The organism is Micromonospora sp. URMC 103, from assembly GCF_051386435.1.
Classification (GTDB): Bacteria; Actinomycetota; Actinomycetes; order Mycobacteriales; family Micromonosporaceae; genus Micromonospora.
The window spans coordinates 311,410-328,516 of record NZ_JBPQTR010000005.1 but is presented as its reverse complement, the minus strand read 5'-3'; the positions used below and the strand labels follow the sequence as shown (position 1 = coordinate 328,516).

Annotated in this window: 16 protein-coding genes; 8 read left to right on the top strand and 8 right to left on the bottom strand. The window is 70.2% G+C overall.

Annotation, left to right across the window (positions count from 1 at the left end; genetic code table 11):
- Positions 1-54 precede the first annotated feature (54 nt).
- Entirely contained in the window at positions 55-2,649 is a 2,595-nt protein-coding gene (gene rph / locus ACSNOA_RS14780; protein WP_436658766.1) for a rifamycin-inactivating phosphotransferase, read from the bottom strand.
- A 532-nt stretch (positions 2,650-3,181) separates the two neighbouring features.
- Between rph and ACSNOA_RS14775 the strand changes: the two genes are divergently transcribed.
- Together ACSNOA_RS14775 and ACSNOA_RS14770 are read left to right on the top strand one after the other, a co-directional pair.
- On the top strand, positions 3,182-3,562 hold the full coding sequence (locus ACSNOA_RS14775; protein WP_436658764.1) for a YciI family protein: 381 nt from the start codon (positions 3,182-3,184) through the stop codon (positions 3,560-3,562).
- 79 nt (positions 3,563-3,641) lie between these two features.
- A complete protein-coding gene (locus ACSNOA_RS14770; RefSeq protein ID WP_436658762.1) occupies positions 3,642-4,886 on the top strand; it encodes an RNA polymerase sigma factor in 1,245 nt (414 codons plus the stop codon).
- A 39-nt stretch (positions 4,887-4,925) separates the two neighbouring features.
- Here ACSNOA_RS14770 and ACSNOA_RS14765 read toward each other — a convergent pair whose 3' ends face one another.
- Positions 4,926-5,423: a DinB family protein gene (locus ACSNOA_RS14765; protein ID WP_436658760.1), complete on the bottom strand. Its 498-nt coding sequence runs from the start codon at positions 5,421-5,423 to the stop codon at positions 4,926-4,928.
- A 70-nt stretch (positions 5,424-5,493) separates the two neighbouring features.
- Between ACSNOA_RS14765 and ACSNOA_RS14760 the strand changes: the two genes are divergently transcribed.
- A complete protein-coding gene (locus tag ACSNOA_RS14760; protein ID WP_436658758.1) occupies positions 5,494-6,027 on the top strand; it encodes a PadR family transcriptional regulator in 534 nt (177 codons plus the stop codon).
- Positions 6,011-6,646: a GyrI-like domain-containing protein gene (locus tag ACSNOA_RS14755; RefSeq protein ID WP_436658756.1), complete on the top strand. Its 636-nt coding sequence runs from the start codon at positions 6,011-6,013 to the stop codon at positions 6,644-6,646. Before ACSNOA_RS14760 ends, ACSNOA_RS14755 begins: the two co-directional genes overlap by 17 nt.
- 45 nt (positions 6,647-6,691) lie before the next feature.
- Here the strand turns inward: ACSNOA_RS14755 and ACSNOA_RS14750 are convergent, their stop codons facing one another.
- A complete protein-coding gene (locus tag ACSNOA_RS14750; protein ID WP_436658754.1) occupies positions 6,692-8,080 on the bottom strand; it encodes an alkaline phosphatase PhoX in 1,389 nt (462 codons plus the stop codon).
- Positions 8,081-8,206: 126 nt separating this feature from the next.
- Positions 8,207-9,115, bottom strand: a complete 909-nt coding sequence (locus ACSNOA_RS14745; RefSeq protein WP_436658752.1) for a LysR family transcriptional regulator — start codon at positions 9,113-9,115, stop codon at positions 8,207-8,209.
- A gap of 72 nt (positions 9,116-9,187) precedes the next feature.
- Between ACSNOA_RS14745 and ACSNOA_RS14740 the strand changes: the two genes are divergently transcribed.
- Complete coding sequence (locus tag ACSNOA_RS14740; RefSeq protein WP_436658750.1) at positions 9,188-9,577, top strand: RidA family protein; 390 nt, start codon at positions 9,188-9,190, stop codon at positions 9,575-9,577.
- A gap of 61 nt (positions 9,578-9,638) precedes the next feature.
- Positions 9,639-10,733, top strand: a complete 1,095-nt coding sequence (locus ACSNOA_RS14735) for a mandelate racemase/muconate lactonizing enzyme family protein (RefSeq protein WP_436658748.1) — start codon at positions 9,639-9,641, stop codon at positions 10,731-10,733.
- A gap of 31 nt (positions 10,734-10,764) precedes the next feature.
- Here ACSNOA_RS14735 and ACSNOA_RS14730 read toward each other — a convergent pair whose 3' ends face one another.
- Together ACSNOA_RS14730 and ACSNOA_RS14725 are read right to left on the bottom strand one after the other, a co-directional pair.
- A complete protein-coding gene (locus ACSNOA_RS14730; RefSeq protein WP_436658746.1) occupies positions 10,765-11,802 on the bottom strand; it encodes a S66 peptidase family protein in 1,038 nt (345 codons plus the stop codon).
- A 40-nt stretch (positions 11,803-11,842) separates the two neighbouring features.
- Complete coding sequence (locus tag ACSNOA_RS14725; RefSeq protein ID WP_436658744.1) at positions 11,843-12,463, bottom strand: YdeI/OmpD-associated family protein; 621 nt, start codon at positions 12,461-12,463, stop codon at positions 11,843-11,845.
- Positions 12,464-12,753: 290 nt separating this feature from the next.
- Between ACSNOA_RS14725 and ACSNOA_RS14720 the strand changes: the two genes are divergently transcribed.
- Positions 12,754-14,643 (top strand): Na+/H+ antiporter NhaA, encoded by a 1,890-nt coding sequence (locus ACSNOA_RS14720; protein ID WP_436658742.1) that lies wholly within the window; start codon positions 12,754-12,756, stop codon positions 14,641-14,643.
- Between the two features lie 138 nt (positions 14,644-14,781).
- Complete coding sequence (locus ACSNOA_RS14715; RefSeq protein ID WP_436658740.1) at positions 14,782-14,940, top strand: hypothetical protein; 159 nt, start codon at positions 14,782-14,784, stop codon at positions 14,938-14,940.
- Between the two features lie 217 nt (positions 14,941-15,157).
- Here ACSNOA_RS14715 and ACSNOA_RS14710 read toward each other — a convergent pair whose 3' ends face one another.
- Together ACSNOA_RS14710 and ACSNOA_RS14705 are read right to left on the bottom strand one after the other, a co-directional pair.
- Positions 15,158-16,453 carry a hypothetical protein gene (locus ACSNOA_RS14710; protein WP_436658738.1) on the bottom strand — a complete coding sequence of 432 codons (1,296 nt, stop codon included), beginning with the start codon at positions 16,451-16,453 and terminating at the stop codon, positions 15,158-15,160.
- Positions 16,450-16,974: a SigE family RNA polymerase sigma factor gene (locus ACSNOA_RS14705; RefSeq protein WP_436658736.1), complete on the bottom strand. Its 525-nt coding sequence runs from the start codon at positions 16,972-16,974 to the stop codon at positions 16,450-16,452. The genes ACSNOA_RS14710 and ACSNOA_RS14705 overlap by 4 nt, the downstream gene beginning before the upstream one ends.
- Between the last annotated feature and the right edge of the window lie 133 nt (positions 16,975-17,107).

Here is a 17,107-nt window from a genome sequence, read left to right as displayed (position 1 = left end):
TCGTCGTCACGCCTACCTACGCCGTGGCCATTCACCCTCAGGAGCTGGCTAGCCTCACGGCAGGATCTCGACGTACCCGTCGGTGCCGTGCACGCGGATCCGCTGGCCGTCCCGGATGAGCCGGGTGGCATCCACCACGCCGACGACGGCGGGCAGACCGTATTCCCGAGCGATCACCGCGCCGTGGGTCATCAGGCCGCCGACCTCCGTCACCAGGCCGCTGACGGCGACGAACAGGGGCGACCAGCTGGGATCGGTGTAGGCGGTGACCAGGATGTCGCCCGGTTCGAGATCCGCCTGCGCCAGGTCGAGGACGACGCGCGCCCGTCCCTCGACGGTTCCGGCTGAGACCGCCAAGCCGATCAGGGCACCGGCCGGTACGTCGTCGCGCCGGTACGTTCCGGTGACGGCCTCGCCGTCGGACGTGAGCACCCGGGGCGGTGTGAGTGACCGGTACGACCGGAACGCGTCCTTGCGCTGCCGGATGAGTCGGCCGTCCACGCTGTTCGTGCGCACGGCGTCGTGGAGTTCCTGGAAGGTCAGGTAGAAGATGTCCTCCTTCTCGGGGAGCACGCCGGCCTGCACGAGGCGCGCGGCCTCGTCCAGCAGGGCCTGCTTGTAGACGAAGTAGCGGCTGATGATGCTGTACTTCGGGTACTCCCGGTAGCCGATGAAGGTCCGAACCCGGTCGATCATCCGCTTGGTCTCGTCGGCCTTGCGCTCACCGTCCGGCAGGGCCCGCAAGCGTGCGAGCACGTCCTGTTCCTTCTTCTGCGCCTCCTGCCGCCCCTGCTCGAAGCGCCGCCCGGCGGCGCCCGGCTCGAAGTTCCTGACGTTGTCGAGGATCAGGGGCACGAGCGTGCTGGGCCGTTCGCTCCAGCGGGGCCTCGTGATGTCGATCTCGCCGACGCACCGCATCCCGTAACGGTCGAGGTAGGCCTCGATGGCGTCACGCGCCTCCGTCCCGCCCGGGAGTTTCGGCAGCTCGTCGAGGAAGCCCTCGTCCTCGACCTCCTGCAGGAACCGCACCACCTCCGGGTGCGGGCGGATCACGTCGGCGACGTCGAGCAGCGCCAGTCCCATCTCCGAGGTGACGTTGTGGGGAGCGGACAGTGTGAGCGTGTCCGCCGCGTTCTTCTCTCCCAGCCATTCCTGCAACCGGTCGTTGAGCCACCAGGTGGCCTCCATCCCCGCCATGATCGCCTTCATGCTCAGCGGATCACCGAGGACCCGCTTGTGCTCCTGGAAGGCCTCCAGCAGGAAGTCGAACAGCTCCGGGCCGCTCTTCGTCCGGATGTCGCGCCGCAGGGCCGCGATGGACGCCTCACTGCGCTCGATCAGCTCGGTGACGATGGCCGGATCGGTCTCGATCGGGGCGGGCGCGCCGCTGACCGGCGGCCCGGCGGGACCGGCGTCCGGGAGCGCCGGGCCGAAGTCGTGGCGGTCGAGGACGGTCTCCAGGGCGTCCCTGGTCAGCGGATCGGACCTCCCCGCCATCTCCAGGAGGCTCGCGGGCGCCGCCAGGCGCCGGGTGACGTCGACGAACAGCCTTCCGCCCGCCTCCTGCATGGGCGCCATGGCCGTCAGCTGCCACACGGAGATGCCCAGGGGCTTCATGGGGTCGGTCATCATCTGCTGGTGACCGACGGAGAGGTAGACGTGGTACTCCCCGTCGGGGGCCGCGGGAATGGGGAACAGCGTGGTGATCGGCCGGCTCTGCACGATCTGGAAGTCGTCGTCGAGCAGGCACCATTCGATGTCCTGCGGGCGACCGAAGTGCGCCTCGATCCGTCGGCCGAGCTGCACGAGTCGCACGACCTGCGCATCCGTCAGCGCCGGCTGCCCCTGCCGCTGCGGGTCGATCGCCACCTCACGCGTCCCGCCGGCCGGCAGGGGCTGAACGGCACGCTGTTTGGCGGCGACCACCCGGTCGATGATCCTGCCGTCGCGCACCGTGAAGACGTCCGGGTTCACCAGGCCGGAGACCAGGGCCTCGCCGAGTCCGAAGCTGGCGTCCACCGTCGCGACCTTCCGGTTGCCCGTGACGGGATCGGCAGTGAACAGGACGCCGGCCGCATCCGGGAGGACCATCTGCTGCACGACCACCGCCATGTGGACCTTCCGGTGGTCGAAGCCGTTCCGCAGGCGGTAGGTCACGGCGCGCTCGGTGAACAGCGACGCCCAGCACCGGCTCACGTGCTCGAGAATCGCGGCCGGCCCCACGACGTTCAGGTACGTGTCCTGCTGGCCGGCGAAGGACGCGGTCGGCAGGTCCTCCGCCGTCGCGCTCGACCGGACGGCGTAGGCGGCTCGCTCGCCGAACCGGGCGAGCGCGCCGCTGATCGCCGCCGCGAGGTCGTCCGGGACGGCGGTCCCCACGATGCGCCGACGGATCTCCGCGCTGAGCGCGCGGATCGCCTCCCGGTCGTCCGGGCTCAGGCGCGACAGCCGATCGAGCAGGTCGTCGATCGACGGCGCTTCCGCCATGATCCGCCGGAAGGCCGTCGTCGTCACGCAGAACCCGGCCGGTACGCGGACACCGTCGATCCGCGACAGCCCGCCCAGGTGCGCGCCCTTGCCGCCGACGACCGCGACCTGCGTCTCGTCGACATCATGTAGATCCCACACGTACTGCTCGATCACTGCCATACCTCCGAGGCAACCCTGCTCCGTCACACTGCACTGGCCGATCCGGTCACCGGCGCGTCCGCACTGCCGAACCTCGTGCCGGACGCGTCCTCACCCCTGGTTGCCTCCCTCTGCGGAGTCGGCCGGCCGCTCCGCCCGGTCGGACGGCGCGGAACTCCGCTCCGAACCCCTTCGTTTCCGCAGGTTGCGGCCTCGGGCCGACGATTCTGCGGCACCACGGGGGTCTTGCCGCAAGCCCCCCGGTGCGGTATACGTTAGAAGTGGCAGGGAGCGTGTCTTCCTGCCTTTCGCTTTGCCGCCCGCTGGAAATCGACAGGCTTGTCGTGACACCGCGTCCGCGTCGTCGGCTTGGGCAGACTTCTCAGTGGTTCTCCCGGCAGATCGGTCCATCCTCGGCATGTCCTGAAAGCTGTTTCCCGGATGCTGTCGTATCGAGGCGCAGCCGCTCGTGGAACGAGTGTGCGGTGACCGGCCGGGCCGCCGGACGAGGAGTCGGAGAAGCCCTCGTCCGGGGACTGAGAGGAGACGACCAGTGACCGAGTACCGGATCACCTTCAACGACGAGTGGGTGCCCGACCACACGGCGGAGGAGGTACGCGCGAAGGGCGTGGCCGGCCGAGCCGTGATCGAGGAGATGCGGGCCGAGGGTGTCCTGATCTTCAGCAACGGCGGGCTCGACCGGTCCACCGCGGTGTGCAGCGTCGAGGCGGTCGACGGCAAACCCGTCTTCACCGACGGCCCGTACGTCGAGACCAAGGAGCACCTCGGCGGCTTCGCCGTCGTGGACGTGCCCGACGACGCGACGGCCCGATACTGGGCCGGCAGGCTCGCGACCGCACTCGACTGGCCGCAGGAGGTGCACCGGTTCAGAGGGCCCGGAGAGTCCCCGCGTAACGGCTCCGGGGGGAAGTGAACGCGGTGCTGTCCGTCCACGGACCGGCCGCGGTGCGTCCCTTCCGGACCGCGGGACCCGTCCGAACGCTGCTGGCGCCGTGACCGGTCCGACCGTCGAGCAGGCGATCACTCGTGCCCACCAGGAGGAGTGGGCGCGGCTGGTCGCCGGTCTCACGCGCCGCTTCGGCGACCTCGACGTCGCCGAGGAAGCGACGGCCGAGGCGTTCGTAGCGGCCGCGGAGCGGTGGCCACGTGACGGGGTACCGCCCAGCCCCGGCGGTTGGCTCGCCACCACCGCTGCCCGCAAGGCCATCGATCGGCTGCGTCGCGAATCGCAGCGCGACGCCAAGCACCAGGCGGCCTTGATCGTGCGCGACGACACCCCTCCCGACCCGACCGGCCCGGTCGAGGACGACCGGCTCAGACTGATCTTCACCTGCTGCCACCCGGCGCTCGCGTCGGAGGCCCGGGTGGCGCTCACCCTGCGCCTGCTCGGCGGCCTCACGGTCGCCGAGATCGCCCACGCCTTTCTGGTGTCGGAGACCACGATGGCGCGACGGATCACCCGGGCCAAGGCGAAGATCAAGGCCGCACGCATTCCGTACCGGGTGCCCTCGGCCGACGACGTTCGCGAGCGGCTCGCCGGCGTGCTCGCGGTCGTCTACCTCGTCTTCAACGAGGGTTATCTCGCCAGCGAGGGGGACGACGCGGTGCGCGTCGACCTGACCGACGAGGCGATCCGCCTCGGCCGCCTGCTCCGGACTCTCCTGCCGAACCACGGCGAGGTGACCGGCCTGCTTGCCCTCATGCTCCTCACGGACGCCCGGCGGCCGGCGCGCGTGTCCCGCACCGGGGAGTTGGTGACCCTCGACGAGCAGGACCGCGGCGCGTGGGACCGCGCCCTCGTCGCCGAGGGCAGAGCCCTGATCCGCGAACGGGTCGAGGCGGTGGCGGCCGGCGGTGACCCGCCCGGGCGATACCAGATGCAGGCCGCGATCAACGCGGTTCACATGGATGCCCCGTCCGCCCGTGACACCGACTGGTCCACGATCGCCGCGCTCTACGGCCGCCTCGTGCTGCTCGACCCCTCGCCGATCGTGCGGCTCAACCGGGCGGTCGCGGTCGCCGAAGTGGACGGCCCCGGGGTCGGGCTCGCCGAGGTCGACCGGCTCGCCAAGGTCCTCGACGGCTACCACGCCTTCCACGCCGCGCGCGCCGACCTGCTGCGGCGACTCGGGCGCGGCGGCGAGTCGCGGGCGGCGTACGACCGGGCCATCGGTCTCGCCGGTAACCCCGCCGAGCGGGCCTACCTCACCCGCCGCCGCGACCAGCTCGCCGGCTGACCGACGCGGCGAGGCAGCCCGCGCACGGTCGTCCGCGCCCTACTCGTTGACGAGTTGCTCCCGAAGGATGTCCGCGTGCCCGCAGTGCTGGGCGAGCTCCCGCAACACGTGGAGATAAACCCATCGCAGCGGAAGCGGGCCCCGGGGGTGCCCGTGGAGGATGTCGTCCAGACCGAGGGTGGACGTCGCACGGCGTGATGCGTCGCAGGCTTCACGGTGTGCGTGTCGGACGCTGGCGATCGTGTCACCGTCATCGAGGACGAACGACTCCTCCGACGCCGCAGGGATGCCGATCTCCGCGCGCGACCGGCCCGTGACCGCTTGGTCGAACCAGACCTTCTCGACGAACGTCGCGTGCTTCACGAGACCCAGCAGCGTGGTCCGGGACGCCACCAACGACCGGCGCGCCTGTTCCTCTGTGAGCCCGTCCAGGCAGCCGTGGAGCGCGCCGCGGTGCTCGTCGAGGAACGCCTCGAACTGGGCGCGGGCCGGCTGTGCGATGACCCGATCGGCGAAGGTGGGCGGGTAGGAAGGCATGGGCGAAGCATGTCAGACCCCTCGTCGGGCGGGTCGGCACGTAGCCCCTATTCCAGCGCTAGAATAAGGCGTGGAGCTGACGCCCGCCGAGCTGACCGTGTTGGGCTTGATCATCGAACGCCCACAGCACGGCTACGACCTGGAGCAGGTGATTGCGCAACGCGGCATACGGCAGTGGACCGACATCGGCTTCTCCTCGATCTACTACCTGCTCGCCAAGCTGGAGAAGCGCGGCCTGCTGCACGTCGCGCAGGCTCCCACCGCCGCGAAGTCCCGCCGCGTCTTCCACGCCACCACCAGAGGCCGCGAGGTCGCGTCCCGCAACGCGCTGCGCCTCGTCGCCGAGCCACGGCCGATCCCGCAACCGCTGCTGGTCGGCCTCGCCAACCTGTCCCTGCTCTCGGAGCGGGAATACCTGCAGGCGCTGCGTGAGCGACTGGCGCGGATCGAGGCCCGGATCGGCGCGGTCCAGGCGGCGCGAGAGGCGCAGCCGCCTCTCCCGCCGGCGGCGGACGAAGTGTTCTCGTACTCGCTGAGCCTCATGGAGGCGGAGAGGCAGTGGCTCGCCGCCCGAGCCCGGGTGTCCGATGACGAACAAGACTGACTTCAAGAAGACCCTCGACGCCTACCAGGCACAACGGGGCCGCTTCCGGGTCGTTGACGTGCCCGACATGCGATATCTCATGATCGACGGTCACGGCGACCCCAACACCTCGCCCGCCTTCACCGAGGCGGTCGAAGCGCTCTACCCGGTGGCGTACAAGCTGAAGTTCGCCAGCAAGGGCGACCTCGGGCGCGACTACGTGGTCCCGCCCCTGGAGGGCCTGTGGTGGGCCGAGGACATGGCGTCCTTCACGGTGGCGCGGGACAAGTCGCGGTGGGACTGGACGCTGATGCTCATGGTCCCGGACTGGATCGACCGGACCATGGTCCTCACCGCTGTCGAACAGGTCCGGGCGAAGCACCAGCCGGCACGCCTCAAGGACGTCCGTCTGGAGACGCTGTCCGAGGGGCGGTGCGTGCAGACGCTGCACGTCGGCTCCTTCGACGACGAAGCAGACGTGCTCTCGCACTTGCATCACGAGGTCATCCCCGACCACGGCTTCCGCATGGTCGGCACGCACCACGAGATCTACCTCAGTGACTTCCGCAGGGTCGCACCCGACAAGCAGCGGACCATCCTCCGACAGCCGGTCACCACCGACGCCGCAACCGACGTGTAGCAGGCAGCACGCGCAGGTCGGCCACGACGCGCGGTGGTTGCGGCGTCAGCCCTGGCGACGGTTCCAGGGGCCGGTCACGGCGTACGTGATGCCCGGGTTGTAGACGTTGAAGAACATGGTCCGGCCGTCGGCGGAGAACGCCGCGCCGGCCAGCTCCCCGTACGCCGGGTCCTCCGCCGTGCCGACGTTGACCCGGTTACGGGCGAACACGAACACCTCGCCGCCGGCGGTCGTACCCAGGATGTGCTGGTCACCGACCCCGTCCTCGCACATCATCAGGCCACCATACGGAGACATGCAGATGTTGTCCGGGGCGTCGAACGGCGGGTTCTCCGGTGCCGGTGTGGGGCGGGTGAAGATGGTCTCCAGGCGCAGAGTGTTGGCTCGAGGGTCGTACCGCCAGACCTGGCCGTCGTGGTCGCGGGCCGAGCCCAGCTCACGCCGGGCGAACGACGAGACGAAGTAGGCGCAGTGGTCCTTCGCACCCCACCAGGCGCCCTCGAGCTTGTACCCACCCGTGATCGGCTTGGCGTAGTCCTGCGCGCGGACCGACTCCGTCGTCGCCAGCGGGTCCGGCACGTCGAGCCACCGGATGCCGGAGAAGGACGCGCCCGCCTCGGTCACCACGGACAGATCCGGCAGGCCCGGGACATGCAGAGCCTGCAGCACGCCGCCTGCCCGCAGACTGCCGTGACCGCGAAGCGGCCGGTTCGGCAGGAAGCGGTAGAAGCTGCCCAGCGGCGCCACGAACGCGTCCTCGGTCTCGTAGACGATGCCGGTGCGCGGGTCGACCGCGACCGCCTCGTGCTGGAACCGGCCCATCGCGGTCAGCGGTGTCGGACCGGTGTTGCGAGCATCGTCGTACGGGTCGACCTCGAAGATGAAGCCGTGGTCCTTGGTGTACCCGTTGGCGCCCGCCTTGTCCTCGGTCTCCTCACAGGTCAGCCACGTGCCCCAGGGGGTGCGGCCGCCGGAACAGTTGATGGCCGTACCGCCCAGGCTGACGTGCTCCGAGACGGCGCGTCTCGACGCCGTGACGACGATCGTGCTGGTCCCGCCCGCGGCGGCCGGGTCGTACGTGCGGTCCGGCGGAGCCACGACCCTGATCGCCGCGGTCGGCGAGCACTCATGGTTACGGACCAGGCGGGTGCCACGCGCTCTGTCGGCGAAGGCGCCCATACCGTCGAACCGGCTCGGCACGATGCCGCCGTCCGGCCGGACGGCGCCTTCGCGGGACAACACCGTGTAGCGGAAGCCCACCGGCAGGTCGAGCATGCCGGCCGGGTCCGGCACGAGCGGACCGTACCCGGCCTCCGGGCCGGACACCCCCAGCGCGGGCGCCGCGGTGAACAGCGCGTCGACCGAGCCGGCCACGGTCACGGCGAGGCCGGCTCCGGCCGAGCGGGACAGAAACTGGCGGCGAGACAAAGACACGGAGAACCTCCTGGACGTCGCGGCCCGTTGTGGCGGGCCGATATCGACCCGAACCGCTCGATTCACTACGTCACATCCCGCCCCACCCGTCAAGACATCGACCTGTTTTGATCGTCGTGGCTGTCCTCAGGGTCGGTCCGGTGGGTCCTGGCTGACCGTCGCCAGCAAGTGTCTGACCAGGGGATTTCGGTCCGTCCTGCGCCAGGCGACGGCCACTCGCGTGCGGGCGGCGCCGGGCTCGACCCTGCGGAAGGCGACGCCTTCGAGGCGGATACGTCGGATGCTCGCCGGGGCCAGCGAGACGCCCAGACCCGTCCCCACGAGCGCGCACACGGTCTGCCACTCCACCGCGTGCTGGACTATCCGCGGTGTGAAGCCTGCCGCGGTGCACAGGCCGGTGATCTGGTCGTACAGCTGTGGGCCGACCGCACGGGGCAGCAGCACGAACGGCGAGTCCGCCAACCGCGCGAGCGGCACGGCCCGTCGGGCGGCCAGCGGGTGGGTGGCCGGCAGCACCGCCACGAAGGGCTCGCTGAGCACCGTCCGGAATCCGAGTTCCGCCTCGACGGCGGGGGGCTCGCGCAGCAGGCCGACGTCGATGGTCCTGTCGTGCAGGGCGGCGATCTGCGGCGCAGTGGTCATCTCACGGATGTCCAGCTGCACGGCGGGAAACCGCTGCCGGAAGGTGCGCAGCAGGTCGGACAGGACGGTCAGGGCGAGGGAGGCGGCAAAGCCGATCCGGAGGCGGCCGGCCTCGCCGCTGCCGACGGCCCGGGCCGCGGCCAGACCGTCCGCGAGGTCGGCGAGCGCCCGCCGCGCCGCGGGCAGCAGTTCCCGGCCGGCCGGGGTGAGCATGACGCGTCCCGGCTCGCGGCTGAACAACGCGTGGCCGACCTTGTCCTCCAGGCGGCGGATCTGCTGGCTCAGAGGCGGCTGGGCGATGCCCAGGTGGGTGGCCGCGCGGCCGAAGTGGAGTTCCTCGGCGAGCACGACGAACGCGTGCAGCTGCGCGAGGGGAAGTTCGGGGCGCGCCATACGCCTAGAGATATCACGTCATGCCCCAGGCTGTATTGGACGTATCCCCGCTCGTCACTTAGCGTTCCGCTGGTGACAGAGCGACGGATGATCCTCAGCGGCTCCACGTTCGAGGAGCAGATCGGCTATGCCCGGGCCGTGGTGGACGGCGACTGGGTGCACGTGTCCGGCACGACCGGGTTCGACTACACCACCATGACGATTTCCGACGACGTGGTGGAGCAGGCCGAGCAGTGCCTGCGAAACATCGCGGCCGCGCTCGCCGAGGCCGACTGCACCGTCGCCGACGTGGTGCGGGTGCGCTACCTGCTGCCCGACCGCGAGGACTTCGAGCCGTGCTGGCCTGTCCTGCGCCGCTACTTCGGCGACGTCCGGCCGGCCGCCACGATGCTGGTGTGCGGTCTCTCCGACCCGCGGATGAAGATCGAGATAGAGGTGTACGCGCGGCGCCCCACCGCATAGCAACACGAGCTGCTCGCCGCCGCTTCCGGTCGAGGCCTGGCGGTCGTCAGGAAGGAACCCTGTGACAATCCGTGAGATCCGCACCCACCGTCTCGTCGCTCCGCTTCACACGCCGTTCGTGACCGCGCTCGCTCGGCTGACGAGCGTGTCCACCGTCGTGGTCGAGATCGTGGACGATGACGGTCGGTCAGGTTTCGGCGAGGCCCCGGAGGTCTGGACGGTGACCGGGTCCTCGCTGGCCAGCGCCGAGGCGTGCGTGGCCCAGGTCTTCCGACCGCTGCTGGTCGGGCGAGCGGCCGAGGATCTGATCGGGAACTGCCGATCGGTCTCCACGGCGGTGATCGGCAACGAGTCGGCGAAGGCCGCCGTCGACGTCGCCCTGCACGACCTGGCGGCCCGCCGGCTCGGGGTGCCGCTGCCCCACCTGCTCGGTGGTGCCCGCCTCACCGTGCCGACCGACGTGACGGTCTCCGCCGGTGACGCCCGCGGTCTGGCTGATGCCGCCGCGAAGCGGATCCGGGAGGGCTACCGGGTGCTGAAGGTGAAGGTGGGGACCGACGCCGGCGGTGATGTGCCCCGGGTCGCCGCGGTAAGGGCGGCGGTCGGCCCCGATGTCGAGATCCGTCTCGATGCCAACCAGGGGTGGACCCCTCGCGAGGCGGTACGGGTCATCCGCGCGCTGGAGGATTCGGGCACCGGCGTGGCGTTCGTCGAACAGCCCGTGCACCACCGGGACCTCGAGGGGTTGGCGTGGGTCAGCGACCGGGTCGAAACCCCGATCATGGCCGACGAGGCGGTCTTCGGCGTCGCCGATCTGGTCGAGGTGATCCGCCGCCGGGCGGCCGACATGGTGAACGTCAAGCTGGCCAAGTCCGGTGGGCTCCGGCCGGCCCGCACGCTGCTGGAACTCGCCGAAGCCCAGCAGATGGGCACCATGGTCGGCTCCATGCTGGAGACCGAGATCGGCGTCGGCGCGGCCGCCAGTCTCGTTGCGGCGTACGGCACCAGCGTGGTCAGCGACCTGGACGCGGTCTGGTGGCTCGAACGTGGCGCCGTGACCGGGGGCATGCGCTACGAAGGCGCAACGGTCGTGCTGCCTGAGGCTGCGGGCCTGGGGGTGACCAGCCTCGCCCCCGTCGGCGAGCCGGTCCCGTGACGACCGCCGGGCCACGATCCGCAGCGGCCTCTCAACCACTCACCGATCGAGTGCCCGGTCCCGCCGGCGCGCACGCCCGTACCGCCGGTTCGAGCAGCGACAACGTCCGCTGCTGCGCATCGAGGCCGACGCGGATGCCGACCGGCATCGGCAGATTCGGGCCGGCGTGTCCGAACTCGACGTTGCCCAGTACCGGGATGTCGCGGTCACCGAGGACGTCGAGGACTATCTCCGACAGCGTCGGGGACGCGTCGGGCCCTCCGAGCCCGTCGATCGCGTACGGGACGCCCACGACCATGCCGGAGATCCGATCGAGGATGCCGCAGTGCCTCAGCACGTGCAGGTAGCTCCACACGTACGACGCCTGGCCGCCCATCTCCTCCCAGAACAGCACCGCACCGTCGAACCACTCGAGCGGCAGGCCGTAGGGCGTCGCCTGTGCCAGCACGATGCGATTGATCACCCCGCCGAGCAGCCGACCTTCGGCACGACCGGCACGCCAGCACTCCCACGACGGAGTGGCAGGCAGCGCACCGATCGCCTCCGTACCGGTCAGCAACGTTTCGTAGAGCCTTTCGAGTTCCGCTCGGCGCGTCGGCGGCGCAACCTGCCACGCTCCACCGAGCCCGGGCGTGGCCAAGTCGGCATGGAACCCGACGAGACCCGTGCGTGCATGGAGCACCAGATGCAGAAGTGAAATGTCGCTGTAGCCCAGGATCGGCTTGGGATCGGCCACGATCGCGTCCACGTCGATCAGGTCGAGGTAGCCGAGCGCCGTCTGGCCGCCGTCGTGCGCGATGATGGCGCGCACCTCGGGATCACGCAGAAGAGCGTTGAATTCCTCGGCGATCTCCGCCGGCGTGGCCGCGCTCCACCAGCGGTGGCGCCCCGCTTCGAGCAGCGGTGCCCGACGCACACGGAATCCCATCCGCTCGAGCACGGCGATCGCCTGCTCGAGGTCGGGCTCGTACGCCGCGTGGAGCGGCCCGGACAGCGATGCGATCACGACGAGATCGCCGGGCCTCAGGGCGCGAGGTCGAAGCAGCTGCGGCGGTGCAGGATCGGTCACCGACGCAGTGTCCCCACACCATCGACACCGCGCCACACACTTACCGATCGACCGCCTGCGGCGAGTTCGGAGGCTTCGCCTTCTGCGGGTAGATCGTTTCGTGACGGGCCAGCATGGCAACGAACTCGCCGATCTTCCGCTCGCGGGTCTGCGCCCGTTTCACGGCATTGAGGCGATGGATGAGGGCGAACCGGTTGGTCTTGGTGAGGACGTCGAACATGGCCTGGGCGGCGGGGTCGGCGGCGATGGCGGCGAGCAGGTCGGCCGGCACCTCGGCTTCCGACGGCGGGGCGTAGGCCGCCGCCCACCGCCCGTCCGCTTTCGCGGCCTCCACCGCGGCGCGGCCCGGGGGCATCATCCGTCCCTGCGCCTCCAACCGCGCCACGTTGGCGACATTGCGTTGCGACCAGGAACTGCGGGGCCTGCGAGGGGTGAACCGGATCCAGGAGCTTTCCTGATCCCGTTTACGGGTCTGCCCGTCGATCCAGCCGAAACACAGTGCCTCGTCGACCGCCTGCTGCCAGGTCAGGGTGGTGGCGGTGCCGCCTTTCCTGGTCAGAGCGAGCCAGACGCCGGGCGACGTGGCGTGGTTGGCCGACAACCACGCACGCAGCGCCTCGACGTCCGCGACGATCAACTCATCCAGTTCGACGCTCGCCATGACGGCAGGCTAACCCGACTCGCCGGGCGGCCGGCGCGCCGGCTGCCCGGCGGACCGCTGAAGCACGTCAGCCGACTCTCCAAACCCAGGCGCCGACCTTGACGCACCACCCGGACCGCGCTGAGCATCCTCGGGGATTTGCGACCGGCAAGGATGCCACACACCCCGTCTGCGGCTCACCGCATGTCGTCGTATTCCCCAGAACAGCGGTTTCGCCGGGAAGTCCCTACCTGCCGGTTACGGTGGTTGCCGGATCTTGAACTGCTGGTGAGACGGTCGAGGTGACCCCGATGACGACAGGCGGCTCCCGCCGACGCTGGTCCGGTCAGACCGCGTGGGTCGGCCGGGTCGACGCCTCCTTCCGCTCCTTCCTGCGCACCGAGACCGGTAGCGCACGAGTGGTCGTGGTCGGCACGGTGGCCGCGCTCGTCTGGATGAACCTCGTCCCCTCGTCGTACGAGTCGTTCTGGCACACACCGCTCTCGGTACAGCTCGGCGACTGGCAACTTTCCCGTGATCTGCGTAGTTGGGTCAACAGCGGGCTCATGACGTTCTTCTTCCTCGTCGCCGGACTGGAGCTGCGCCGCGACTTCGACATCGGGGAACTGCGGGAGCGTCGCCGGTTGACGTTGCCGCTGCTCGCCGGCCTCAGTGGCATGCTCGTGCCGATCCTGATCTATCTGGGATTCAACGGCGGTACCAGCAACGCAGCCGGTTGGGGCGTGGTGATGGCCACGGACACCGCGCTCGCGCTCGCCGCGATCGCCATCTTCGGACCGCGTTTCTCGGACCGGTTGCGGGGTTTCCTGCTGACAGTCTCCGTCGTCGACGACGTGGTCGCCATCGCGGTGCTGGCGATCGCCTACCCGGAGCATCCGCGGCCCACGGCACTGCTCGTCGCTGCCGGAATCTTCGGGGTCGTCCTGCTCGCCCGGGCTGCCGGCCTACGCTACGGCCCGCTGCACCTGCTGCTGGGCGTGGCCGCCTGGCTCGCGGTCTCGGTCTCCGGCGTCGACCCGGTCGTGGTGGGCCTCGTGATGGGACTGCTCACCTACGCCTACGCCCCCAGTCGCGTCGAACTCCAGCGGACGAGCGACCTGTTCCGCCTCTTCCGCGAGCAGCCCACCCCACAGTTCGCCGACTCGGTACGCGCCGGGCTCGCCGCCGCACTGTCCCCGAACGACCGGTTGCAGCACCTCTACCACCCATGGGCGAGCTACCTGATCGTGCCGCTCTTCGCCCTGGCCAACGCCGGCGTCGTGATCGACGGCGACCTCCTGGCCAGGGCCGTCACCTCCACGGTCACGCTAGGCGTGGTGGTGGCGTACGTCGTCGGCAAGCCAGCCGGGGTCATCCTCACCGCACGCCTGGTGCCCCGCCTCACCCGCAACCGGCTCCGACCGCCCGTCGGCTGGGCCGCCGTGACCGGCGTGGGCACGGTATCCGGGATGGGGTTCACCGTCGCCCTCCTGGTCGCCGCTCACGCGCTCGAGGGTGCCGCCCTGGACGAGGCGAAGCTCGGCATCCTCACCGCGACGGTCGTGTCCGCCGTCGTGACGTGGTCGGTGTTCAAGCTCGCCGCCCGGCTCCCCGAGGCACGGCGCACCCGCGCCCTGTTCGGCACCGTGGAAGAGATCGTCGACCTGCTGGTCCCGGTCGAAGCGGACCGCGATCACATGCGTGGGCCAGCGGACGCGCCGGTAACGGTTGTCGAATACGGTGACTTCGAATGCCCCTACTGCGGGCAGGCCGAACCGGTGGTCCGCGAACTGTTGACCGAATTCGCCAACATCCGGTACGTGTGGCGACACCTGCCTCTCACCGAGGTCCACCCGCACGCCCAACTCGCCGCCGAAGCCGCCGAGGCGGCGGGCGAGCAGGGCGCCTTCTGGCAGATGCACGACCTGCTCTTCAAACACCAGGACGCGCTGGGGAACACCGACGTGCTTCGCTACGCGCAACAGCTCGGCCTGGATCTCGACCGGTTCCGGGAGTACCTCGCCGAGCGGCGGGGCGCCGACCGGATCATGGAGGACATGGACTCCGCCGACCTCAGTGGCGTCTCCGGAACACCAACGTTCTTCATCAACGGCCGGCGCCACCACGGGGCGTACGACATCACCGCGCTCTCCGCGGCCGTGCAGGCAGCGTTCGCCCAGACGAGGCTACGCCGTGACTAGCTCGTGCCGAGAGGTGCAGCAGCAACCCCGACATCGTCCGCGTCGCGACGGTCGAGGCCGCCGGGTAGCACGGCAGATTCGTGGGGTGCGCCGACTGGCGGTACGGGCGGCGTCCGTCGCTGCCCGAATGAAGATCTGTTGCCCGGTCGGTTCGTCCGAGCCGAACAGGAGCAGTACGGCGTCATCGTCGGGGTGGCCGCCGGCCGAATCCTGACCCGCGTGGTCCTGGTACTGGTCGGCGTCACCCTCGTTGCCTCCGGCGCGGCCTTGGTCACGCGGGCCATCGGATCCGCCTGAACCGTGCGACCGGCACCCACCCAGCCGGCCGGAGCCAGTCAACGCCACGGGTTCGGCCTATGCCCGATCACCACGCCGTTGGCAGTGGTCGGGTCCGACCCGGCGGCGGCTGGGGCCTTGGCGGGCGCGACATTGGCCACGACCGGCGGACCCGAGGCGCGACTGCCGAACATGGAGCAATCCAGATGGTGACAAGGTTGGCCGAATTTGTCTCAGGCTAGGGGACGATGCTCATGGTCGTGGCGTTGCCGGTGGCGGGGGTGACGCGGACCTTGGTGGCGTTGGCGGGGAGCAGGGCTGCGTCTCGCCCGGCGTCGTGCCATTTCCCGGCGCCGATCTGATAGCCGAGCGCCGCGCCCTCGGCGGCGACCAGGACGCCCTGCCGGTCCGGCAGCCGCAGCCGCACCGGCAGCGGCGCTGTCCTGTCCGCGAACCCGCTGGCCGCGACCGTGAAGGGGGCGTCGTCGCGGGCGAGCATCACGATCGCACGGGGCGGGTCGTCGTCGTACTGAATGGTCTGGAGCAGTAGGCGTCGGCCGTCCGGGGTGACACCTCGGATGTGCAGAAGGGGGGATCCGTCGTGGGTGTGGACGCCGCCCGCGTCGTAGTAGGCGTCGAGCGCCGGCACCTCAGGGACGTCCTTGTCGCCCCACACCGCCTCCGCACCGGGCAGCGTGTGGTTGAGGGTCGGTTGCGGCGGCCGGTCCTCGCGGTTGGGTTCGAGGATGTCCGTGACGTTGGTGATGTGGACCTGGTTCGCCATGCTCACGGGTGTCCTGGCGAGCGCGACGGTGATCTTGGTGCGCTGCGGTGGCACCGGGAGTACGGCGGCGCCGTCCCGGAAGGCAACCGGCTCGAATGTGCGGTCGATCCTGCCGTCGGCCGTGTACCGCAGTTCCGGTGAGAATTCCACCGGCGCTCCCGCGTCCAGCACGAGCAGCACGTTCCGATCGGGTCCCAGCAGCGCTGCCTGCGAGTTGCCGTGGGTGCCGGCGTCGGTAACCGTCTCCCCCGTCATGACACGTGGCCCGTCGGCGGTGGGCTCGACGAACGCTGCCACCGCGACCATGCGGTCGCCCTGCGGCTCACTTACGACGGGATTGGTGGCGGTGCGTTGGGCAACGTAGGCGGCGGGTCCGACCGGTGTGCTGCCCGCCCAGACCACGTGCGGTTCGCCGCGCAGACCTTCGTCCAGCGCATTCTTTTCGAGGTGGCGCCGCCAGGTCTCCACAACCCGTCGCAGATAGCCCTTGTCGCCAGCCAGGTCTCCACGCGTCGGTTGGTCGAACAGCGGCGAGGCGACCTCGCCCCGATCCCTGGTGCCGGAGAATTCGAGCGCACCCACCACAGGCGCGGCCACGAGAACCGCGACAGCGCTGGCCAGGACGGCCCGGCGGCGCACGACTCGGCGCCGCCCACTCCGGCACACCTCGTCGAGGAGGCCCGGAGGGCCGGCCAGGTGATCCGTCGCGCGGCGCAGGATGGCGCGCACGTCATTGTCTTGCATGGTCATCGCGAACTCCCGAGAGTGTTGGCGAAGGACATGACGAGATCGGATCCGGAGAACGCCTCCCGCAGGCGAGCCAGCCCTCGCGACGCCTGGCTCTTCACGGCACCTTCCGAACACGCGAGCGCGGCGGCGACGTCGGCGACGGACAAATCCTCCAGGTAACGAAGGACGACCGCGGCACGCTGTCGAGGCGGCAGCGTCAGCAACGCCGCAATGACCGCCTCGCGGAGCGCAACATCATCGGCGTGGTCCTGTTCAACGCGGTCCACGTCACGCAGCGCCCGCTCAGGCCGCCGGGAGCGCCGACGCCACCGGTTGGCGGCCCGGTTCACCAACGCGCGCCGGGCATAGCCCTCCGGGGTGGTCCGCACGTGAGGCCAGCGCACGTACAACTGCTCCAGCACCTCCTGAAGCAGGTCTTCCGCCGCGTGCTGATCACCCGTCAGCAGATAGGCAACCCGCAGCAGGGACACCGAACGCGCACGGACGAAATCGTCGAACTCCGTACCACGCGAATCTCGCATCTGCCCTCCCAGCCCCCGTCGGATACCAAGACACCGCACGGGGCTCAACGGTTTACCGATCACCGACAGACTTTCGTCGTGCTGACCGGCCGGCTCGTCCAGCGCCGCGCCTGAGCCCGGACGACCCGCGTGC